20 protein-coding genes and 1 pseudogene are annotated in these 20,335 nt (G+C 72.9%); 14 read left to right on the top strand and 7 right to left on the bottom strand.

The annotated features are described in order from the left end of the window. Positions 1-292 precede the first annotated feature (292 nt). Positions 293-1,336, top strand: a complete 1,044-nt coding sequence (locus tag ABZ371_RS09275) for an alpha/beta hydrolase (protein ID WP_358675742.1) — start codon at positions 293-295, stop codon at positions 1,334-1,336. After that, positions 1,333-2,541, top strand: a complete 1,209-nt coding sequence (locus tag ABZ371_RS09280) for an acyltransferase (protein ID WP_358675745.1) — start codon at positions 1,333-1,335, stop codon at positions 2,539-2,541. Before ABZ371_RS09275 ends, ABZ371_RS09280 begins: the two co-directional genes overlap by 4 nt. Positions 2,542-2,643: 102 nt before the next feature. Here the strand turns inward: ABZ371_RS09280 and ABZ371_RS09285 are convergent, their stop codons facing one another. Both ABZ371_RS09285 and ABZ371_RS09290 read right to left on the bottom strand, forming a co-directional pair. Further along, positions 2,644-3,663, bottom strand: coding sequence for an aldo/keto reductase (locus tag ABZ371_RS09285; RefSeq protein WP_358675748.1), 1,020 nt, complete (start codon positions 3,661-3,663; stop codon positions 2,644-2,646). Beyond that, the gene (locus tag ABZ371_RS09290) at positions 3,660-4,124 is read right to left on the bottom strand and encodes a MerR family transcriptional regulator (RefSeq protein ID WP_358675751.1); all 465 of its coding nucleotides are present in this window, start codon (positions 4,122-4,124) and stop codon (positions 3,660-3,662) included. Before ABZ371_RS09290 ends, ABZ371_RS09285 begins: the two co-directional genes overlap by 4 nt. Positions 4,125-4,233: 109 nt before the next feature. Here ABZ371_RS09290 and ABZ371_RS09295 point away from each other — a divergent pair, with 109 nt between their 5' ends. Next, positions 4,234-5,055 carry a serine hydrolase domain-containing protein gene (locus tag ABZ371_RS09295; protein WP_358675754.1) on the top strand — a complete coding sequence of 274 codons (822 nt, stop codon included), beginning with the start codon at positions 4,234-4,236 and terminating at the stop codon, positions 5,053-5,055. A 2-nt stretch (positions 5,056-5,057) separates the two neighbouring features. Here ABZ371_RS09295 and ABZ371_RS09300 read toward each other — a convergent pair. Further along, positions 5,058-5,404 (bottom strand): annotated as a pseudogene (locus tag ABZ371_RS09300) (ATP-binding protein); the annotation flags it as partial. Between the two features lie 149 nt (positions 5,405-5,553). Here ABZ371_RS09300 and ABZ371_RS09305 point away from each other — a divergent pair. Beyond that, a complete protein-coding gene (locus tag ABZ371_RS09305; protein ID WP_358675757.1) occupies positions 5,554-6,402 on the top strand; it encodes a helix-turn-helix transcriptional regulator in 849 nt (282 codons plus the stop codon). Further along, positions 6,362-6,628, top strand: coding sequence for a DUF397 domain-containing protein (locus ABZ371_RS09310; RefSeq protein ID WP_358675760.1), 267 nt, complete (start codon positions 6,362-6,364; stop codon positions 6,626-6,628). The genes ABZ371_RS09305 and ABZ371_RS09310 overlap by 41 nt, the downstream gene beginning before the upstream one ends. Before the next feature lie 416 nt (positions 6,629-7,044). On the opposite strand, the gene ABZ371_RS09315 is transcribed toward ABZ371_RS09310, so the two are convergent. Continuing rightward, a complete protein-coding gene (locus tag ABZ371_RS09315; RefSeq protein WP_358675762.1) occupies positions 7,045-7,893 on the bottom strand; it encodes a LysR family transcriptional regulator in 849 nt (282 codons plus the stop codon). Positions 7,894-7,995: 102 nt separating this feature from the next. On the opposite strand from ABZ371_RS09315, the gene ABZ371_RS09320 reads away from it, so the two are divergent. Beyond that, positions 7,996-8,727, top strand: coding sequence for an SDR family oxidoreductase (locus ABZ371_RS09320; RefSeq protein WP_358675764.1), 732 nt, complete (start codon positions 7,996-7,998; stop codon positions 8,725-8,727). A 98-nt stretch (positions 8,728-8,825) separates the two neighbouring features. Here ABZ371_RS09320 and ABZ371_RS09325 read toward each other — a convergent pair whose 3' ends face one another. After that, a complete protein-coding gene (locus ABZ371_RS09325) occupies positions 8,826-9,497 on the bottom strand; it encodes a pirin family protein (protein ID WP_358675767.1) in 672 nt (223 codons plus the stop codon). A 78-nt stretch (positions 9,498-9,575) separates the two neighbouring features. Here ABZ371_RS09325 and ABZ371_RS09330 point away from each other — a divergent pair, with 78 nt between their 5' ends. The 5 genes from ABZ371_RS09330 to fabF all read left to right on the top strand — a co-directional run bounded on the left by ABZ371_RS09330 (position 9,576) and on the right by fabF (position 14,476). Next, the gene (locus ABZ371_RS09330; RefSeq protein ID WP_358675769.1) at positions 9,576-10,775 is read left to right on the top strand and encodes a helix-turn-helix domain-containing protein; all 1,200 of its coding nucleotides are present in this window, start codon (positions 9,576-9,578) and stop codon (positions 10,773-10,775) included. 89 nt (positions 10,776-10,864) lie between these two features. Beyond that, positions 10,865-11,779: an ACP S-malonyltransferase gene (locus ABZ371_RS09335; protein ID WP_358675772.1), complete on the top strand. Its 915-nt coding sequence runs from the start codon at positions 10,865-10,867 to the stop codon at positions 11,777-11,779. A 13-nt stretch (positions 11,780-11,792) separates the two neighbouring features. After that, entirely contained in the window at positions 11,793-12,824 is a 1,032-nt protein-coding gene (locus ABZ371_RS09340; protein ID WP_358675775.1) for a ketoacyl-ACP synthase III, read from the top strand. Positions 12,825-12,885: 61 nt separating this feature from the next. Next, positions 12,886-13,134: an acyl carrier protein gene (locus tag ABZ371_RS09345; RefSeq protein WP_014045780.1), complete on the top strand. Its 249-nt coding sequence runs from the start codon at positions 12,886-12,888 to the stop codon at positions 13,132-13,134. Positions 13,135-13,213: 79 nt separating this feature from the next. Beyond that, positions 13,214-14,476 (top strand): beta-ketoacyl-ACP synthase II, encoded by a 1,263-nt coding sequence (gene fabF, locus ABZ371_RS09350; RefSeq protein WP_358675782.1) that lies wholly within the window; start codon positions 13,214-13,216, stop codon positions 14,474-14,476. A 118-nt stretch (positions 14,477-14,594) separates the two neighbouring features. On the opposite strand, the gene ABZ371_RS09355 is transcribed toward fabF, so the two are convergent. After that, the gene (locus ABZ371_RS09355; protein WP_358675785.1) at positions 14,595-15,089 is read right to left on the bottom strand and encodes a DUF3145 domain-containing protein; all 495 of its coding nucleotides are present in this window, start codon (positions 15,087-15,089) and stop codon (positions 14,595-14,597) included. A 361-nt stretch (positions 15,090-15,450) separates the two neighbouring features. Between ABZ371_RS09355 and ABZ371_RS09360 the strand changes: the two genes are divergently transcribed. The 3 genes from ABZ371_RS09360 to ABZ371_RS09370 all read left to right on the top strand — a co-directional run bounded on the left by ABZ371_RS09360 (position 15,451) and on the right by ABZ371_RS09370 (position 19,419). Then, the gene (locus ABZ371_RS09360) at positions 15,451-16,365 is read left to right on the top strand and encodes an SGNH/GDSL hydrolase family protein (protein ID WP_358675816.1); all 915 of its coding nucleotides are present in this window, start codon (positions 15,451-15,453) and stop codon (positions 16,363-16,365) included. 11 nt (positions 16,366-16,376) lie between these two features. Then, positions 16,377-17,369: an aldose epimerase family protein gene (locus tag ABZ371_RS09365; protein WP_358675788.1), complete on the top strand. Its 993-nt coding sequence runs from the start codon at positions 16,377-16,379 to the stop codon at positions 17,367-17,369. 121 nt (positions 17,370-17,490) lie between these two features. Beyond that, positions 17,491-19,419 carry an NAD(P)/FAD-dependent oxidoreductase gene (locus tag ABZ371_RS09370; RefSeq protein ID WP_358675791.1) on the top strand — a complete coding sequence of 643 codons (1,929 nt, stop codon included), beginning with the start codon at positions 17,491-17,493 and terminating at the stop codon, positions 19,417-19,419. A gap of 40 nt (positions 19,420-19,459) precedes the next feature. Here the strand turns inward: ABZ371_RS09370 and ABZ371_RS09375 are convergent, their stop codons facing one another. Beyond that, on the bottom strand, positions 19,460-20,245 hold the full coding sequence (locus ABZ371_RS09375) for an EI24 domain-containing protein (protein WP_358675794.1): 786 nt from the start codon (positions 20,243-20,245) through the stop codon (positions 19,460-19,462). Between the last annotated feature and the right edge of the window lie 90 nt (positions 20,246-20,335).

Raw genomic sequence — 20,335 nt, forward strand, 5'->3', positions numbered from 1 at the left:
GCCCCGACGCGCGCCCCGTCCCGCCCCGCCTCGCGGCCCCTCCGGCCGCCCTCCCGCATCCCCGTAGACCTCATCCCCGTACACCTCGACCGCCGCCGCACCTCTCCCCGAGTTGCGAGCCCGAAGCCCGGAGCCCTGGAGCCCCCCGGCCGGGGGTTGTCCCCCCGTACACCCCCTACCCCGGTATCGGCGGACAGTTGGCTCCCCGGGGTGACGCCTCGTCACCCGTCGGCTTCCTACCTTCCTCCCCTGCGCACCGACCGGTGCGCGGACGCCGTACGGGGAGGAAACGATGCGCCGATTCGCGAGGACGCTGGCCGCGGTCGCACTGGCGACCACCGTGGTGACGGGGACGGCCGGCTGGGCGTCCGGGAACACCCAGCGGGCCGTGACGGGACCTCCGCCCGGCAGCGCCGAGTGGCGCGCCGACGGGACGCTGGGCAGGCCGCTGCCCGACCCGGGCCGCGCGACTGCGGCGCACGTGGGACGGTTCTTCGCGGGATTGAGCGCGGAGCAGCGGCAGGCGCTGCTGGAGCGGCACCCGTCGGTGGTCGGCAACCTGGACGGCGTCCCGCTGGAACTGCGCTACCGCGCCAACGCCCGCGCGCTGCGGGCCTCCACGGACCCCCGCTACGCCGGCCTCGCCGCCTCCGGACGGCAGATCCTCGCGTTCGACCCGCGCGGGCGCGGCCAGGTCGCCGAGGTGTTCGGGGATCTGCGGGCCGCGCGTCATGTGTCCGTCGTGGTCCCCGGGTCGGACATCGACGCGGGGACCTTCGACCGGCGCCGTGACGTGTACGGCACCCCGGCGGGCATGGCCCGGTCGCTGTACGCCGAGACGGGCCCGGGCAACGCCGTGATCGCGTGGGCCGGTTACACGACCCCGGTGGGCCTCGGCCTGGACGCGGCGACCGGTGGCCTGGCCGAGGCGGGGGCGGAGCGGCTGACCCGGTTCACCGCCGGGCTGGCGGCCGACGGCCTGCCGGCGCCCGCCGTGTTCTGCCACAGCTACGGCTCGGTGGTGTGCGGGCTCGCGGCCTCCGGGCTCGGCGCCACGGATCTGGTCGTGCTCGGCTCTCCCGGGATGCGCGCCGACGACGTGGCCGATCTGCACACCGGGGCCCGGGTCTGGGCGGCCAAGGACGACACCGACTGGATCGACGACGTACCGCACGTGGAGGTGGCGGGTCTGGGACACGGCGCCGACCCGGCCGGCGAGGACTTCGGGGCGCTCCGGGTGCCGGCGAAGGACGCCGAGGGCCACACCGGGTACTTCGCGCCCGGCACGGACTCGCTCCGCGCCTTCGCCGCCGTCGCAGAGGGGGTCTCCCGGTGAGTGCGCGGCAGCTGGTCTCCCGTATCGACGCGGGCACCCCCGCCCACCGCGACCGGGCGGTGGACGGGCTGCGCGCCCTCGCGCTGACGGCCGTCCCGGCCGGTCACTGGCTGCTCGGCGGTTTCCGCCCGGACGGCGGGGGCGCCCTGCACAACGCCAGCCCGCTGTCCACCTTCGCCGTGTTCTCCCCGGTGAGCTGGGTGCTCCAGATGCTGGGGATCTTCTTCCTGGTGGGCGGCTACGCCTCCGTCCTCTCCTACCACCGCAGGCCGTCCACCACCGGCGCCTGGCTGCGCGGCCGGATGGTGCGGCTGGGCCGGCCGGTGCTCGGTGTGACCGCCGTGTGGGCGCTGTTGGTCCCGGTGCTGTTCGCGGCCGGCGTGCCCGAGGCCACCTTGCGTACGGGGGCGAAGCTGGTGGTACAGCCGCTCTGGTTCGTCGGGGTGTATGCCGTGGTCACCGCCCTCACGCCCTGGTGCGTGCGGTCGGCCCGGCGGCTCGGCGGCTGGGCGGCGGCGCCGCTGATCGGCTCGGTCGCCGCGGTCGACCTCCTGCGGTACGGGCCGTACGCGGACGCCGTGCCCTCCTGGGCCGGTCTGCTGAACATCCTGCCCGGCTGGCTGTTCGCCTACCAGCTCGGTGTCAGCTGGGGCGAGGGCCGCCTCTCCCGGCGCGGGGCCCGCTTCCTGCTCGCGGGGGGCACGGTCCTGTTCGCCGTGCTGCTGCTCGTCCTGCACTACCCCGCGTCGATGGTCGGTGTGCCCGGCGAGGCGCGGACCAACTCGCATCCGCCGTCGCTGCTGGTCCTCGCGCTGGCCTCGGCGCAGAGCGGTGCGGCGATCCTCCTGCACGGCCGGATCGGCCGTGCCCTGCGCCGCCCCGCCCTGTGGGCCCCGGTCGTCATGGTCAACCTGTCGGCGATGACGATCCTGTGCTGGCATCAGACGGCGATGCTGGCCGCGGCCGTCCCGGCGTCCTTCGCCGGTGCGGTGCCCGGCCTGACGACGGCGCCGGACTCCGTCGGCTGGATCCTGGCCAGGCTCGCCTGGATGCCGTTGTTCGCCGCCCTGCTGGTGCTGATCTCCCGGTACGCCCGCCGGTTCGAGGCGCCCTGGCAGAGCGCGGGGCGTGCCGGGAGCGCCCGCCGGGCGGCAGCCGGGCTGCTCGCGGCGGGGTTCGCGGTCTTCGCGCTCCGGCTGGCCTGAGCGGGGTCCCCGCGCCGGTGGCCCGAGCGGCATGGCCCTGCCCGCCGGCCGGCCCGAGCGGCGCGGCTCTTCGCGCCGCCCGGCCGGAGCCGGCCGGTACGCCTACTCGCGCGCCGCGGACGTGCTGCTCATGTCCGGGTAGCGGTCCCCCGCCACCTGTCCCGCGATCGGCTCCAGCAGGGCGAGCTCCTCCTCGGTCAGGACGAGCCGGGTCGCCGCGACGTTCTCCAGCAGCCGGCTGCGCTTGCGCGTCCCCGGGATCGGCACCACGGTCAGGCCGTGGACCTGGGCCCGCTGCTGCACCCAGGCGAGGGCCACCTGGGCGGCCGACGCCCCGTGCGCGGCGGCGATCTTGTGGACGGGCTCCAGCAGGGCCGCGTTCGTCCGCGCATTGTCACCGGTGAAGCGCGGCTGGTGCTTGCGGAAGTCGTCCTCGGTCAGGTCCTTGGCCGCGTCCTGGAACGCACCGGTCAGGAAGCCGCGCCCGAGCGGGGAGTACGGCACGAGGGTCACCCCGAGCTCGACGGCCGCCGGCACGGCGCTGCGCTCCACGTCACGGCTGAAGAGCGACCACTCGGACTGGAGGGCGGCGATCGGGTGCACGGCGTGCGCCTCACGGAGCTCCGCCCCGGTCACCTCGCTCAGCCCGAGCTGCTTGACCTTGCCCTGTTCGACGAGTTCGGCCATCGCGCCGACCGATTCGGCGAGCGGCACGAGCGGGTCGCGCCGGTGCATGTAGTACAGGTCGATGACATCGGTCCCCAGCCGCCGCAGACTGGCCTCGACGGCCTCGCGGATGTACGCCGGGTCGTTGCGTATGCCCCGGTGGTGCGGGTCGTCGGTCCGCTCGACGGCGAACTTCGTGGCGAGCGTGATCTCGTCGCGGTGGGCGCCGACGAACGGCGCCAGGAAGGTCTCGTTGGCGCCGCGCCCGTAGATGTCGGCGGTGTCGAAGAGGGTGACGCCCACTTCGAGGGCGGCCTCCAGGGTGTCCCGGGCGGACGCCTCGTCGGTGTTGCCGTAGAACTCGCTGATCCCCATGCAGCCGAGCCCCTGCACACCTACCCGCGGGCCTCCCGTGCCGAGCTCCACGGTCGCGATCCTCTGTGTGTTCCCGCTCATGTCGTCAGGCCCCTCTCCGGTGCCCTGCGGGCGCCGGCATAAAAATCGATCTTGAAGTCGAGTACGGCTAGCGTGTCCTGGAGTTCCGCGATCCGGCTCCGCACGTCGCGGCGGGTCGCCTCCAGGAGTTCCTGCCGTTCCTCGAAGGTGTGGTCGCCCTCGCGGAGCAGCTCCGCGTACCGGACCATGTCGGCGACGGGCATCCCGGTCAGCCGCAGTTTGCCCACGAAGGCGAGCCAGTCCAGGTCGCGGTTGGTGAAGCGGCGCTGGCCGGTGTGCGAACGGTCGACGTGCGGCATCAGGCCGATCCGCTCGTACCAGCGCAGGGTGTGCGCGGTGAGGCCGGTGAGGGCGGCGACCTCGCTGATGGTGTAGCGGTCCTCGCCCTCCGGCCGCGGATGCGCTCGCGGGGCCGACGCGCAGGTGTCCGTTCGTGCGGAAGTGCTCTCCATCAGCGTCATGCCTCCACGCTAGAACCTTGGAGTGCACTCCAAGCAAGTGCGAACGGGTGACGTCTTCGCTCCGGACCGGCCGGTCCGCGGCTCCCGCCCGGTCGATAGGCTCGTGTCCATGCAGAGCCTGGCGATGATCGAGAACTGGCCCGTCCCCACCGCGGCGGCCGCGGTCGTACGAGCGGACGGCCGCGTGGCCGGCACGCACGGTCCGGTCGCGCACCGCTTCCCGCTCGCCTCCGTCTCCAAGCCGCTGGCGGCGTACGCGGCGCTCGTGGCCTACGAGGAGGGCGCGGTCGAGCTGGACGAACCCGCCGGGCCGGAGGGCTCCACCGTCCGCCACCTGCTCGCCCACACCAGCGGCCTGGCCTTCGACGAGCACCGGGTCACCGCGCCCGCGGGCACTCGGCGGCTGTACTCGAACGCCGGCTTCGAGGTGCTCGGCGACCACATCGCGAAGGCGACGGAGATCCCGTTCCCGGAGTACGTCCGCCAGGCGGTCCTGGAACCGCTGGGCATGACGGCGACGACGCTGGACGGCTCACCCGCCAAGGACGGCGTCTCGACGGTGGAGGACCTGGTGCGCTTCGCGGCGGAGGTGCAGGCCCCCCGCCTGCTGGACCCGCGCACGGTGCTGGAGGCGCAGACCGTGGTCCACCCCGGCCTCAAGGGCGTGCTCCCCGGTTACGGCCATCAGAACCCGAACGACTGGGGACTCGGGTTCGAGATCCGTGACTCCAAGTCGCCGCACTGGACCGGACGGTCCTCCTCGCCCGCCACCTTCGGCCACTTCGGCCAGTCCGGCACGTTCCTGTGGATCGACCCGTCGGCGGGCGCGGCCTGTGTCGCGCTGACGGACCGGGCTTTCGGGCCCTGGGCGGCGGAGGTGTGGCCGGCCTTCACGGACGCGGTGCTCGCCGAGCTCGGCAGCTCCCGCTGAGCGCACTCGAACCAGACCGTCTTGCCCCGGTCGCCGTGCGCCTCGACGCCCCAGCTGTCGGTGACGGCGTCCACCAGCAGCAGCCCCCGCCCGCCCTCGTCCAGCGGGTCACCCACGACCGCGTGGGGCAGGCGGGGCGACGCGTCGGCGACCTCGACCCGCACACCCCGCCCCGCCCCGGGAGCAGGAAGATCAGGGTCTGACAGCGACGGCCGGGGACGTGCCGCACGACGTTGGCGATCAGCTCGGTCAGGGCGAGCTCCGCCGCGTCCGCCACGGAGAGCAGACCCCAGCGGGTGAGGTACAGCCGCAGGATGCGGCGAAGATGGCGCGCGGAGTGCTCACCCATCGCCAGGTCGGCGCGGTAGACCGCTTCCTCCGCGTCACCGGTCCGGGTGTCGGATACGTGATTCATGCCACCAGCGTGCAGTGCCCTGATTACTCTCGGCTACGACCTGAAACGAACGCCGCCAGGCGTTGAAGCGAGAGGCCCCCGCCGTGGCCCATGTACAGTCGCTCGACCCGAGTGCTTCCCCGCTGGACTACTACGGCTGGGAGCTGCGCCGGCAGCGGGAGGCCAACGGCCTCAAGCAGGGCCAGCTCGGCGAGATCATCTTCTGCACGGGCTCGCTGATCGGCCAGATCGAGACGACGAAGAAGGTGCCGACCCGCGACTTCTCGGAGCGCCTGGACGCGGCGCTCGGCACGGACGGGGTGTTCTCGCGGCTGGTCGGCCTGGTGCTGCGGAGCCAACTGCCGACCTGGTTCCAGCCGTACGCGGAGATGGAGGCCCGGGCGACGTACATCTCCACCTACCAGGCCCAGTTGGTGTACGGGCTGTTGCAGACGGAGGGGTACGCGCGGGCGGTGCTGGCCACCGGCATGCCCGACGACCTGGAGGGCCTGGTCGCGGCCAGGATGGAACGCCAGCGGATCCTGGAACGGGCCCAGCCGCCGCTGGCCTGGGCGGTTCTGGACGAGGCGGTACTGCACCGGCCGATCGGCGGCCGGGACGTCATGCGGAACCAACTCGCCCGCTTGTTGGAGTTCACCAGGCACCGGTGGATGCGGATCCAGGTGCTGCCGTTCTCGGCTGGTGAACACTCGAGCTTGGATGGGGCATTCAACCTTCTGCGCTTCGACGGTGACCCGGACCTGATCTACACCGAGGACCTCATCTCGGGCCACATGACCGCCAACCCCGAGATCATGAGGGAAGCCGCGCGCCGTTACGCTCACTTGCAGGCCGCAGCCCTCTCCGTCGAGGCCTCTGCGGCCCTGATCACCCGCGTCATGGAGGAGCGTTATGGTAATCGGCCCGGACCTGAAGAGCGCGCCGTGGCGTAAGTCCAGCTACAGCGGGAGCACGGGCGGCGAGTGCGTCGAGTGCACCGTCACCGGTGGCGCCACCTGGCGCACGTCCTCGTACAGCGGGAGCACGGGCGGCGATTGCGTCGAGGTGGCCGACGGCTGCTCTGCGTCCGTCCCGGTCCGCGACAGCAAGGACCCCGCCGGCCCCGTACTCGTCCTCGGTGCCGACGCCTGGCAGGCCTTCGTGGACGGACTCCGCTAGACGGCGGTGCGGCCTGCGGATCCAGGGGGCTCCGCCCCCACCTGCGGCACCCCGGCGGCGCACGCGGGCCACTGACAGGTTCGCACGACAGACGATCACGTGAGTACGACCAGGACTTCCGCGACGGGGCCACCCGGATACGGGTCTGGGGCCTTGCGCTGCTCTCCCTGGCCGCCCTGTCGTGGATCCGGTGCGCCCGTGCTGCTGCTGACGCCGTGGGTGTGCGGCAGGGGGATCACTGCCAGGACGAACGCGACCGGCCAGAGGCGCCCGCCCTGCCCGGGGTGTCCTGCCGGTGTCGGTCGCCGGGATGGGGCTCTTCACGACCGGCACCGTGTCACGCCGGACGAGCGCCCACGGTCAGGCGATGCGCGAACTGGACGCGCCGGCCCGCACGCCCGGAGACTGAGGCTCCCTCAGAGACGTGTCGCGGTCCGGACGAGGTCGGCGACGGCCCTGGACCGGCTGTGCGGCGGCCAGGCGATCACGGTCGTGACCACGGGCGCGTCCAGCACGGGTACGGCGGCGAGGTCGCCGTGCAGCTGCGCCCGGCACGAGTCCGGGAAGACCGCGCAGGCACGGCCCAGCGAGATCAGCTGGAGCAACTGCGCGTGGTCGCGGACCTGCGGGCCGGCGCCGGTCGGGTGGGTGCCGTCACGGCCCGGCCAACGGGGCAGGGGCAGGTCCGGCAGGGCGGTGAGGTCGGCCATGCGCACGTGGTCCCTGGCGGTGAGCGGGTGTCCGGCCGGCAGGACCGCGACCTGGTTCTCCGTGACCAGCTCCTCGACGTCGAAGCCGGCCGTCGAGTCGAACGGCCGGTGCAGCAGCGCCACGTCGGCCCTGCCCTCCCGCAGCAGCCGTTCCTGCTCGGCCGGGCCGCACAGGGTGACGTCGACGGGCACCGCACCCGGGAGAGCGGCGTAGGCGTCGAGCAGTTTCGCCAGGAGTTCGCCGGTCGCCCCCGCCTTCGTCGCCAGGACCAGGCCGGGACGGCCGGTCGCCGCGAGGGCGGTGCGCCGGGTCCGGCGCTCGGCGGCGTCCACCGCGTCGAGGGCCGCCCGGCCTTCGGCCAGCAGCACCGAGCCCGCCTCCGTCAGCGTGACGGTCCGGCCGGTCCGGTCCAGCAGCACGGCTCCCAGCCGGCGTTCGAGCTGCTGGATCGCCCGGGACAGCGGCGGCTGCGCCATCCCGAGCCGCCGCGCGGCGCGTCCGAAGTGCAACTCTTCGGCCACAGCCACGAAGTACCGCAGTTCCCGAGTCTCCACCCGGCCATGCTAGCGCTCGACCGGGACCGATACCCGTACGGTATCGATGCCCACCTGATCGGTGTTGGACCCTTCCCCCCGCCCGGAACCAGCATGGTCACCATGAGTGCACACACGACGGCGCTGGTCACCGGCGCGAACAAGGGAATCGGTTACGAGATCGCCCTGGGCCTGGGCGCCCTCGGCTGGAGCGTGGGCGTCGGCGCCCGCGACGAAGGGCGACGGCGGCTCGCGGTGGAGAGACTGCGCGCGGCCGGCGTCGACGCGTTCGGCGTACCGCTGGACGTCACGGACGACGCGAGCGTGACCGCCGCCGCGCGGCTGGTCGAGGAGCACACCGGGCGTCTGGACGTGCTGGTCAACAACGCGGCCATCACCGGCGGCATGCCGCAGGAGCCCACCCGGGTCGACCCCGCCACCGTCCGGACGGTGGTGGAGACCAACGTGATCGGTGTCATCCGGGTCACCAACGCGATGCTGCCGCTGCTGCGCCGCTCCGCCTCTCCCCGCATCGTCAACATGTCCAGCAGCGTCGGCTCCCTCACCCGACAGTCAGGAGCCGCCGACGAGGCTGCGACGGGCCCGGTGGCCGTGGCGTACGCGCCGTCGAAGACGTTCCTGAACGCCGTCACGCTCCAGTACGCACGGGAGTTCCGGGGCACGAACATCCTGATCAACGCCGGATGCCCGGGCTTCGTCGCGACCGACCTCAACGGCTTCCGCGGCGTGCGCACGCCCGAACAGGGCGCGGCGATCGCCATACGGCTCGCGACCCTGCCCGACGACGGACCGACCGGCGGCTTCTTCGCGGACGCGGGCGAAGTGCCCTGGTGAGGTACGCGACGGCGGCCGTCCGGCGTGCGACGGTCGCCTGCGGGCGGACACGGTGACCGCCGCCCGGTGGACCCGGCGGCTCCGGCCCGGCGGCCGGCTCACACCGCGCCGAGCTCCCACATCAGCACCTCGGCGTCCCGCAGCGCCTCCAGGTCGAGCCCCCGGGACTCCGTGATCCGCGCCGCGTCGCCCTCGCCGAGGTTTTCGCCGCCGACGCGCACCCCGCCCCGCACCACGTGCACGTACACGCCCGCCGCGTCCGGCACGGCCGAGCGCCCGCCCTCCGCCAGGCGCCGCACGTGGAGCGTCGCCCCCGCCTCCGGCAGGGCGTACGGCGTGGAGTCGGCGATCCCCACGACGTGCGTGTACGCGGGCTCCCCACCGGGGGAGAGCGGCGCCAGCCACATCTGAATAAACGTCAGCGGGCGGTCCCCGTCGTTGCGTTCCACGTGGCGCACCCCGGCCGCCGCGCTGAGGTGCTGGACGTCCCCGGCCCGCACGACGGTGGTGTGCCCGGCCGTGTCCCGGTGGGTGAGCTCGCCCTCGACCACCCAGGTGACGATCTCGGTGTGGCTGTGCGGGTGTTCACCGAAGCCGGCCCCCGGGGCGAGACGCTCCTCGTTGCAGGCGATGATCGGCCCGAAGCGCAGGTTGCCGGGGTCGTAGAAGCGCCCGAAGGAGAAGGCGTGCAGCGTCTCGATCCCCGCGGAGACCCCCGGGGCCGGGTCCCCGCCGCGGAAGCGGCTCCCGGAGCGGCGTACGTCCATCACAGGTCCACGGTAGCCCCGCGCGGTGCCCCGTGGCCCCGCCCCACCGCTCCGCCGCCCGGATAAGGCAGTCTTGTGCACGTGCCCCGATCCGATCCTGAGCAGCCCGCTGCGAACGCCGCCCATCTCCACGCCGCGACTCTGAAGCGGCTGGAGCAGTCCTCCGGCCGGCTGGCCGCCAACGCCATCGCCCGCATGGACGAGACGCTGCCGTGGTACCGGGCGATGCCACCGGAGAACCGCTCGTGGATCGGCCTGGTCGCCCAGGCCGGTATCGCCGCGTTCACCGAGTGGTTCCGGCATCCGGAGACCCCGCAGGCGATCTCCACCGACGTGTTCGGGACGGCCCCGCGCGAGCTGACCCGTGCGATCACGCTGCGGCAGACCGTCGAGATGGTGCGGACGACGATCGAGGTGATGGAGAGCGCGATCGAGGAGGTCGCGGCGCCCGGCGACGCGTCGGCGCTGCGGGAGGCGCTGCTCGTCTACGCCCGCGAGATCGCCTTCGCGACCGCCCAGGTCTACGCGCAGGCGGCCGAGGCCCGCGGCGCGTGGGACGCCCGGCTGGAGTCGCTCGTGGTGAACGCGGTGCTGTCCGGCGAGGCCGACGAGGGCGCCGTGTCCCGGGCCGCGGCCCTCGGCTGGAACAGCCCCGAGCACGTGTGCGTCGTCCTGGGAACCGCCCCGGACGGGGACAGCGAGCTCACGGTGGAGGCCATTCGGCGGGCCGCCCGGCACGCCAAGCTCCAGGTGCTGACGGGCGTGCTCGGGCACCGGCTGGTCGTGATCGCCGGCGGCAGCGACAACCCCCTGAACGTCGCGAAGTCGCTGATCGGGCCCTACGCGGCGGGTCCCGTGGTCGCCGGGCCGGTGGTGCCCGACCTGCTCGCGGCCACCCGGTCCGCGCAGGCCGCGGCCGCCGGACTCAAGGCCTGCTCGGCGTGGCAGGACGCTCCGCGCCCCGTCCTGTCGGACGATCTCCTTCCGGAACGCGCGATGGCCGGTGACCCGGCCGCGCGTGATCAGCTGGTGGAGGAGATCTACAGACCACTCGAAGAGGCCGGTTCGGCTCTGCTGGAGACGCTGAGTGTCTATCTCGAACAGGCGAGCAGCCTGGAGGGTGCGGCCAGGATGCTGTTCGTGCATCCCAATACCGTGCGCTACCGGCTGCGACGTGTGACGGACGTCACCGGCTGGTCTCCCTCCGATGTCCGCTCCGCCTTCACCCTGCGGATCGCCCTCATCCTGGGGCGCTTGGCCGCCGGAGACACTCAGTCCTAGACTTTTGTCGGACTTCAACAATTCCCCTGACGGTTCTTCGTCCCTGTCCCCACGGGCATCGGAGGCCGTCCACAAGAGAGAGTGTGAGGGTGCTCGTACTCGTCGCTCCCGGCCAAGGCGCTCAGACGCCCGGCTTCCTGACTCCCTGGCTCGACCTCCCCGGTGCCTCCGACCGCATCGCGGGCTGGTCCGACGCCATCGGGCTCGACCTTGCCCACTACGGCACGAAGGCCGACGCGGACGAGATCCGCGACACGGCGGTGGCCCAGCCGCTGCTCGTCGCCGCGGGCCTCCTGTCCGCCGCCGCCCTGGACGCCTCGCCCGGCGTCGTCGCGGGACACAGCGTCGGTGAGATCACCGCCGCCGCGCTCGCCGGCGTCATCGACGACGAGGCCGCCCTCCGCTTCGTCCGCACCCGTGGTCTCGGCATGGCCGAGGCCGCCGCCGCCACCCGGACCGGCATGGCCGCGCTCCTGGGCGGGGACCCCGCCGTGACGGTTCCGCACCTGGAGAAGCTCGGGCTCACCCCGGCGAACGTCAACGGCGGCGGGCAGATCGTCGCCGCGGGCACCGCGGAGCAGATCGCCGCGCTGGTCCAGGACATGCCCGAGGGCGTGCGCCGTGTGGTGGAGCTCAAGGTCGCCGGCGCGTTCCACACGCACCACATGGCCCCGGCCGTGGAGAAGCTGCGCGCGGCCGCCGGTGAGCTGAAGGTGGCCGACCCGGCGGTGACGTACGTCTCGAACGCCGACGGGAAGACGGTCGCCACCGGCACCGAGGTCATCACGCGCCTCGTCGGCCAGGTCGCCAACCCCGTCCGCTGGGACCTGTGCATGGAGACCTTCAAGGAGCTCGGCGTCACGGCGATCGTCGAGGCGGCACCCGGTGGCACCCTGGTCGGGCTCGCCAAGCGCGCGCTGCCCGGCGTGAAGACCCTCGCGCTCAAGACCCCCGACGACCTCGACGCGGCCCGCGCGCTCATCTCCGAGCACGCGGGCGCCTAAGGAGCCCGAGAGCATGTCGAAGATCAAGCCCAGCAAGGGCGCCCCGTACGCACGGATCATGGGTGTCGGCGGTTACCGGCCGACCCGTGTCGTGCCCAACGAGGTGATCCTCGAGACGATCGACTCGTCCGACGAGTGGATCCGCTCCCGCTCCGGCATCGCGACCCGCCACTGGGCCTCCGACGAGGAGACCGTGGCCGTGATGTCCGTCGAGGCCGCGGGCAAGGCCATCGCCGACGCCGGGATCGCCCCGGAGCAGATCGGCGGAGTCATCGTCTCCACCGTCTCCCACTTCCAGCAGACCCCGGCCATCGCCACCGAGATCGCCCACCGGGTCGGCGCGGGCAAGCCCGCCGCCTTCGACATCTCGGCGGGGTGCGCGGGCTTCGGCTACGGCCTGACCCTCGCCAAGGGCATGGTCGTCGAGGGCTCGGCGGAGTACGTGCTCGTCATCGGCGTCGAGCGGCTCAGCGACCTCACCGACCTGGAGGACCGCGCGACGGCCTTCCTGTTCGGCGACGGCGCGGGCGCGGTCGTCGTGGGCCCCGCGAAGGAGCCGGCCATCGGCCCCACGGTCTGGGGCTCGGAGGGCGACAAGTCCGCGACGATCAAGCAGACCGTGCCGTGGAACGACTTCCACGGCGGCGACGTCTCGAAGCTGCCGCTCGACAGGAACGGCGAGATCAAGTTCCCGGCCATCACACAGGAGGGCCAGGCGGTCTTCCGCTGGGCCGTCTTCGAGATGGCGAAGGTCGCCCAGCAGGCGCTGGACGCGGCCGGGATCGCCCCGGACGACCTGGACGTCTTCATTCCGCACCAGGCCAACATGCGGATCATCGACTCGATGGTGAAGACCCTCAAGCTGCCGGAACACGTCACGGTCGCCCGTGACGTGGAAACCACCGGCAACACGTCGGCCGCCTCGATTCCGCTCGCTATGGAGCGGCTTCTGGCGACCGGCCAGGCCAAGAGCGGCGACACGGCGCTCATCATCGGTTTCGGGGCGGGTCTCGTCTACGCCGCGACGGTCGTTACCCTCCCCTAGGCACTCCGGATTTTCCGGTCGTACGCCCCAACCCTGAAGAAACACTCGAAGGAGCTCCAACATGGCCGCCACTCAGGAAGAGATCGTCACCGGTCTCGCCGAGATCGTCAACGAGATCGCCGGTATCCCGGTCGAGGACGTCCAGCTGGACAAGTCCTTCACCGACGACCTGGACGTCGACTCGCTGTCCATGGTCGAGGTCGTCGTCGCCGCCGAGGAGCGCTTCGACGTCAAGATCCCCGACGAGGACGTCAAGAACCTCAAGACGGTCGGGGACGCCGCCGACTACATCCTGAAGCACCAGGGCTGATCCCAGCCCGTCCTGTGTGTCGCCACCCGGCGGTGGCGCCGCTGATTCACGACCCTCTACACGTGGAGAAGATTTTCCAGTGATCCCGACCAATCGCACCGTGGTCGTCACCGGTATCGGCGCAACCACTCCGCTGGGTGGCGACTCCGCATCGACCTGGGAAGGTCTGATGGCCGGCCGCTCCGGCGTCAAGCCTCTCGAGGGCGAACGTTTCGCCGACCTGCCCGTCCGGATCGCCGCCCTCGCGGCCGTCGACCCCGGCGAGGTACTGCCTCGTCCGCTCGCCCGCAAGCTGGACCGCTCCGCGCAGTTCGCGCTGATCGCCGCCCGCGAGGCGTGGGCGGACGCGGGCTTCACCGGCAAGGCCGGTGAGGACGAGAAGATCCGGCCCGAGCGCCTGGGCTCGGTCATCGCCTCCGGCATCGGCGGCGTGATCACCCTGCTCGACCAGTACGACGTGCTGAAGGAGAAGGGCGTACGCCGCGTCTCCCCGCACACCGTTCCCATGCTCATGCCCAACGGCCCGGCGGCCAACGTCGGCCTGGAGGTCAACGCCCAGGCCGGTGTGCACACCCCGGTCTCGGCCTGCGCCTCGGGCGCGGAGGCCATCGGGTACGCCGTGGAGATGATCCGCACCGGCCGCGCCGACGTCGTCGTCGCCGGTGGCACCGAGGCGGCCATCCACCCGCTGCCGATCGCCGCGTTCGCCAACATGATGGCGATGTCCAAGAGCAACGACGAGCCCGAGAAGGCCTCGCGCCCCTACGACACGGCCCGGGACGGCTTCGTCCTCGGCGAGGGCGCCGGCGTCGTCATCCTGGAGTCCGCCGAGCACGCGGCCGCCCGGGGCGCCCGGGTCTACTGCGAGGTGCTGGGCCAGGGCCTGTCCGCGGACGCCCACCACATCGCGCAGCCCGAGCCCACCGGACGCGGGATCGCCGCCGCGATGCAGAACCTGCTGGACTCCACGGACCTCAAGCCGTCGGAGGTCGTGCACCTGAACGCGCACGCCACGTCCACGCCGCAGGGCGACGTGGCGGAGATCAAGGCACTGCGCGCGGTGCTGGGTGACGACCTGGACCACGTCGCCATCTCGGCCACGAAGTCGATGACGGGTCACCTGCTGGGTGGCGCGGGCGGCATCGAGACCGTGGCGACGGTGCTGGCGCTGCACCACCGGATGGCACCGCCCACCATCAACGTCGACGACCTCGACGAGGCCGTGGACGCGGACATCGTGCGGGCGGAGCCCCGGGCGCTGCCGGAGGGGCCGATCGCCGCGATCAACAACTCGTTCGGCTTCGGCGGCCACAACGTGGTCCTGGCCTTCCGTTCCGTCTGACCCGCGCACCCCGGCACATCGAAGGCCCGCCCCATGAGCACGAGGGGCGGGCCTTCCGCGCACCGGGAGCAAGAACGTTTCTGCTCGGGAGGCGTCAGCTCGCCGGCAGGCGTCCTGGTCAGACCACCTGGTGCAGCCACCGCACGGGCGCACCCTCGCCGGCGTGCCGGAAGGACTCCAGCTCGTCGTCCCACGGCTTGCCCAGCAGCTTGGCGACCTCCGCCTCCAGGTCCGACTCCCCGCGCACCGAGCGCGCCAGCGCGGCGCGCAGCCGGTCCTCCGGGACGAGGATGTCGCCGTGCATGCCCGTGACCGCGTGGAAGATGCCCAGGCCGGGCGTGGAGCTGTAGCGCTCGCCCTCCGCCTGGGGGCACGGCTCGGCCGTCACCTCGAAGCGCAGCATGTCCCAGCCCCGCAGTGCCGAGGCCAGCTCGGAGGCCGTCCCGGCGCGGCCCTTCCAGGAGAACTCGGACCGCCAGGTGCCGGGCGCGGCGGGCTGTCTGATCCAGTCGAGCTGGACCCGCACACCGAGCACGCCTCCCACCGCCCATTCGACGTGCGGGCACAGCGCGCGCGGTGCGGAGTGAACGTACAGGACTCCACGTGTCGTCACCGGGACCTCCAGTGTGGGACGAGGTTCGCCTTCCCCAGCGGCCTCGCGCCCGTACCGCCTCTTCCCGGCCGGCTCCCGAGGTTGTCATCAGTAAACAGCATCGGGAGTTAATCTCCTGAAAAGGGACAGTATGTGACGAAGGGTAACCCACCGGGGCCCTCGTGGGTGCGCGGGTCGGCGAGTCGCCACTGGTTCGACGGGGAAAAGCTACCGTGCGCGGGGGCCGGCCGTGTGACGTACCGTCGGTCCTGGGCCCTGGATTCGCTCAGCATTCACCCGCCAGGGAGCACGGGCCCGCCACCTGGGGGTGTCGGTATGCGCCGGGGGCACAGTCACCTGGGTGACCGGAGGGACGAGAGGCATGTACGAGCGCCGGCCACGTCATCGTGTCCGCAGGGCCGCCGTGACGTCCGTGGCGGCCGTGCTCGCGGGCGTCGCCGCGCTGACGGGCTGCACCGCCGGCCCGGACGGTGGCGCGCGGAGCACGTCCACGACGCGGAGCCCGTCCCCCGCCGCCGCCCCCGCGTGGGACGCCGGTCCGGCCTCCCTGGCCGCCGTCGGGGACTCCATCACCACCGGTTTCGACGCCTGCTCGGTCCTCGCCGACTGCCCCGAGGTGTCGTGGGCGACGGGCACGGACGGCGCGGTCCGCAGCCTCGCGGTGCGCCTCCTCGGAGCGGCGGGGGCGGCGTCGCACAGCACGAACCACGCCGTGTCGGGGGCCCGGATCGCGCAGCTGCCGGAGCAGATGGCCCTGGCCGCGAAGGAGCGGCCCGAGCTGGTCACGGTGATGATCGGCGCCAACGACGCCTGCCGGGACTCCGTGCGGCTGATGACCCCGGTCGCGGACTTCCGCGCCTCCTTCGAGGCGTCGCTGCGGCAGCTGCGCGCCACGGCCCCCCGGGCCCAGGTCTACGTGTCGAGCGTGCCGGACCTGATGCGGCTGTGGTCGACGGGGCGGAAGAACCCGCTGGGCAAGGAGGTCTGGAAGCTGGGGATCTGCCGGTCGATGCTCCAGGACGCGGACGACATGGGCGCGGCGGCCGTGGCCCGGCGCGAGGCGGTGCGGCAGCGGGTCGTCGCGTACAACGGCGTCCTCAGGGACGTCTGCGCCGGGTACGCGCGGTGCCGCTACGACGGCGGGGCGGTGTTCGACTACCGGTTCACGGGCGAGCAGCTGAGCCCCTGGGACTGGTTCCACCCCGGCCGTGACGGTCAGGCCAGGCTGGCGGAAATCGCTTACCGCGCGGTCACGGCGGCCGGCCCACCGGCGTAAAGTTGCTGGTCATGAAGACGGGTGCGGCGGTACACGGCGAAGACTTCTCCACGCTCACGGACGGCACCCCCGTCCGGCGCTGGACCTTGGAGCGCGACGGCACACGGGTGCGCGTGCTGACGTACGGCGCGGTGGTGCAGTCGGTCGAGGTCCCCGGGCGGGACGGCACCCGGGCCGGGGTGGCTCTCGGGCTGCCGGACGCCGTGGCCTACGAGAAGTCCGTGGGCCCGTATCTCGGCGCCGTGGTCGGGCGGTACGCGAACCGGATCGGGGGCGCCGCGTTCGTCCTCGACGGGCGGACGCACCGCGTGACGCCGAACGAGGGCCGCAACCACCTCCACGGCGGCACCGCCGGGTTCGACAGGCGGGTCTGGGACGCCGAGGAGGTGCCGGACGGCGTGCGGCTGGGCCTGGTCTCCGAGGACGGCGAGGAGGGCTACCCCGGGCGGCTGGCCGTCTCGGTGGCGTACACCCTGGACGAGGGCGGGGCCCTGCGCATCGCCTACCGGGCGGTGACGGACGCCCCGACGGTGGTGAACCTGACGAACCACACCTACTGGAACCTGGCCGGAGCGGACAGCGGCAGCGCGCTCGGGCACGAACTGCGGCTCGCGGCCGGGCGGATCACGCCCGCGGACGCGGAGTCCGTCCCGACGGGCGAGTTCGCTCCGGTGGACGGCACCCGGTTCGACTTCCGGCGGCCGCGGCCGGTGGAAGCCGGCTACGACGTCAACTACGTCCTCGACGGGACGGGCGGGGAGCCGGTCGCCGAGCTGTACGACCCCGCGTCCGGGCGGCTGCTGACCGTCCGTACGACGGAGCCGGGCATGCAGCTGTACACGGCCGACCACCTGGACGGGCAGCCGTTCGCCCCCTGTTCCGGGATCGCGCTGGAGACCCAGCACTTCCCCGACTCACCGAACCGGCCCGAGTTCCCGGGCACGGTGCTGCGGCCCGGCGAGGAGTTCGCGTCCACGACGGTGTACGGCTTCTCGGTGCGCTGAGCCGGCCTGTTCCCGGGGCCCGCGTCAACACGCGACCGCCAGGTTCACCGGCGGGTGATTCGGCCCGGATCCGGCGCGTTGGCACGGCAGTTGGCGGGGTCGGCACACCAGGGTGATCGTCATGACGAATGACGAACCGACACCCGCCCGCACGTCCCGCCGTGCCGTGATCGCGGGTGCCGCCACCGGCGCCGCGGCCCTCGCCGTGACGGCCGCCGCCCCGTCCGCGGCCGCCGCGGCGCCCCGGGCCGCGGCCGCCGTGGAGGGCACGGCCCCCGGCTCCGACTGGCAGGCCTGCCTCACCGTCGCCCGCGCCGTCCTCGTGCGCGACGGGAACGACCGCGACCTGGTGCCCCGCTACCGTGAGGTCCTGCTCGGCAAGGGCCTGCCCCGCACCCGGGGCGCACGCAAGAAGGTCCTGGTCGTCGGCGCGGGACCGGCCGGACTGACGGCGGCACGGCTGCTGCACGAGGCCGGGCACACCGTCACCGTGATCGAGGCCAACGGCAACCGCGTCGGCGGCCGGATCAAGACCTTCCGGGCCGGCGGCCACGAGAAGTCCGACCCGCCCTTCGCCGATCCGAAGCAGTACGCCGAGGCCGGGGCGATGCGCATCCCGGACAGCCACCCGCTGGTCACCGGGCTGATGGCCCGGCTGGGGCTGAAGACCCGGCGCTTCCACCTGGTCGACGTGGACGGCGCGGGGCGCCCCGCCAACCGCACCTGGATCCACGTCAACGGGGTCCGGGTCCGCCGTGCCGACTACGCGGCCCGCCCGCAGGCGGTCAACCGCTCCTTCGGCGTCCCCGCGGCCCACGAGAACACCCCCGCCTCGCAGATCGTGCGGGAGGCGTTCGCCCCCGTGCGCGCGGAGATCGAGGGCAAGGAGGGGACGGCCCTCGTCGAGGGCTGGGCGCGGGTGCTCCAGCGGTACGGGCACTGGTCGATGTACCGGTACCTGACCGAGGCGGCCGAGCTCGACGAGCGCACCATCGACCTCATCGGCACCGTCGAGAACATGACCTCGCGCCTCCACCTCGCCTTCCTGCACAGCTTCATCGGGGCCTCCCTGATCAGCCCGGCCACCTCCTTCTTCGAGCTGCCGGGTGGCACGGCGACCCTGGCCGACGCCATGTACGCGCAGGTCAAGGGCCTGGTGCGCCTGGACCGCCGGGCCACCCGCATCACCCACGGCGAGCACGGGGTGAGCGTCGAGACGGTCTCGGAGGGGCGGAACGGCCCCGTCATCCGGGAGACCTTCACCGGTGACCGGGCGATCATCACGGTGCCCTTCTCCGGGCTGCGGCACATCCCGGTGAGCCCCGCGCTGTCGTACGGCAAGCGGCGGGCGGTCACCGAGGTCCACTACGACGCGGCGACGAAGGTGCTCCTGGAGTTCAGCCGCCGCTGGTGGGAGTTCGACGAGGCGGACTGGAAGCGGGAGCTGGAGGCCGTGCGCCCCGGCCTGTACGACGCCTACCGGCTCGGCAGGGCCCCGGCGGACGGTACGCTGCTCGGCGCCCACCCCTCCGTGCCCGGCGGCCACGTCCCGCCCGCCCAGCGGGTGCACTACGCCGCCTGCCGGGCCGCGGCCCGCGACCAGCCGGAGGCGGCCCGTGTCATCGGCGGCGGCTCGGTGACGGACAACGCCAACCGGTTCATGTACCAGCCCTCGCACCCGGTGGAGGGCAGCGCGGGCGGGGTGATGCTCGCGTCGTACAGCTGGGCCGACGACGCCCTGAAGTGGGACTCCCTGGACGACGACGAGCGCTACCCGCGCACCCTGGGCGGCGTCCAGGACGTGTACGGGCAGCGCGTCGAGGTGTTCTACACGGGGGTGGGCCGCACCCAGTCGTGGATGCGCGACCCGTACGCGTACGGCGAGGCGTCGGTGCTCCTGCCGGGCCAGCACACCGAGCTGTTCCCGCATGTGCGCACCCCCGAGGGGCCGCTGCACTTCGCCGGCTGCCACACCTCGGTCAAGCCCGCCTGGATCGAGGGCGCCCTGGAGTCCGCGGTGCGGACCGCGCTGGAAGTGCACGGCGCCTGAGCGGCGGCGGGCCGCCGGGCCGGCCGGCCCGGCGGCTTTCTCAGCCCTTGCGCAGGGTGTGGGGCGGGGCCGGCTCCGGCCCCGCCTCCGGCTGTGCCGTGAGGTCGCGGGCGAGCAGCGTGGCCCCGGCGACGGCTCCCGGCATCAGGAACACGGCGACGAAGGGGACGAGGAAGGCGAGGGCGAGCGGGACGCCGAAGCCGAGGACGGCCGCCCGGCGCCCGCGCAGCAGCACGAGCCGGTCCTTGAGGGCCATGCCCCGGCGCTGGAGGGCGACCGCCGTGAGCTCCTCGCAGAGGAAGTAGCCGGAGACGCAGAAGCCGAGGGCGGGGACGACGGTCTGCCCGACGACGGGGACGAAGCCCAAGGCGAAGAGCAGCACACCGTAGAGCGCGACGCGCACCAGGATGCGGACGGAGTCGCGGGCCGAGATCCACAGTTCGCGCCAGAGCGGCAGCCCCGATCCGGGCACCTCGCCGCCCTCGCTGCGGTCGACCTCCTCGGAGAGGGACTCGTAGAACGGCTGGCCGGCCAGGAGGGTCACGGCGGTGAAGGTGATCACCGCGAGGAACAGCCCGAGGACGAAGACGAGGACGACGAGGGTGTTGCGCAGGAGCCCCACCCACGGCGAGGACCAGTCGTCGGCGAACGGGGTGGCCCAGGCCACGAGGTCGTCGGCCCCGTAGCCGAGCCCGACGAGCGCGCCCGTGTACAGGACGAGGGTGATGAGTCCCGGCAACAGGCCGAATCCGAACCACCGGCCGTGTCCGAGGACCCAGCGCTGTCCCTTTATCAAGTAGCCGAAACCCGCCCCGAGATCGCTCATGGGCGTCAGCGTACTTGCGCGAACCATTGACACGTGCCCTGGCCCGTCATTACCGTCACGCCAGCATTTCGAACGAGCGACGAAATACCG

Source organism: Streptomyces sp. NPDC005899 (genome assembly GCF_040629645.1).
In the GTDB taxonomy this organism is placed as follows: domain Bacteria; phylum Actinomycetota; class Actinomycetes; order Streptomycetales; family Streptomycetaceae; genus Streptomyces.

Bases quoted from the DNA above. Each gene is read 5' to 3' on its own strand.
- ABZ371_RS09275 (WP_358675742.1), top strand. From the start codon at position 293: ATGCGCCGATTCGCGAGGACGCTGGCCGCGGTCGCACTGGCGACCACC.
- ABZ371_RS09285 (WP_358675748.1), bottom strand. From the start codon at position 3,663: ATGAGCGGGAACACACAGAGGATCGCGACCGTGGAGCTCGGCACGGGA.
- ABZ371_RS09290 (WP_358675751.1), bottom strand. From the start codon at position 4,124: ATGACGCTGATGGAGAGCACTTCCGCACGAACGGACACCTGCGCGTCG.
- ABZ371_RS09295 (WP_358675754.1), top strand. From the start codon at position 4,234: ATGCAGAGCCTGGCGATGATCGAGAACTGGCCCGTCCCCACCGCGGCG.
- ABZ371_RS09310 (WP_358675760.1), top strand. From the start codon at position 6,362: ATGGTAATCGGCCCGGACCTGAAGAGCGCGCCGTGGCGTAAGTCCAGC.
- ABZ371_RS09320 (WP_358675764.1), top strand. From the start codon at position 7,996: ATGAGTGCACACACGACGGCGCTGGTCACCGGCGCGAACAAGGGAATC.
- ABZ371_RS09340 (WP_358675775.1), top strand. From the start codon at position 11,793: ATGTCGAAGATCAAGCCCAGCAAGGGCGCCCCGTACGCACGGATCATG.
- ABZ371_RS09345 (WP_014045780.1), top strand. From the start codon at position 12,886: ATGGCCGCCACTCAGGAAGAGATCGTCACCGGTCTCGCCGAGATCGTC.
- ABZ371_RS09360 (WP_358675816.1), top strand. From the start codon at position 15,451: ATGTACGAGCGCCGGCCACGTCATCGTGTCCGCAGGGCCGCCGTGACG.
- ABZ371_RS09365 (WP_358675788.1), top strand. From the start codon at position 16,377: ATGAAGACGGGTGCGGCGGTACACGGCGAAGACTTCTCCACGCTCACG.
- ABZ371_RS09370 (WP_358675791.1), top strand. From the start codon at position 17,491: ATGACGAATGACGAACCGACACCCGCCCGCACGTCCCGCCGTGCCGTG.
- ABZ371_RS09375 (WP_358675794.1), bottom strand. From the start codon at position 20,245: ATGAGCGATCTCGGGGCGGGTTTCGGCTACTTGATAAAGGGACAGCGC.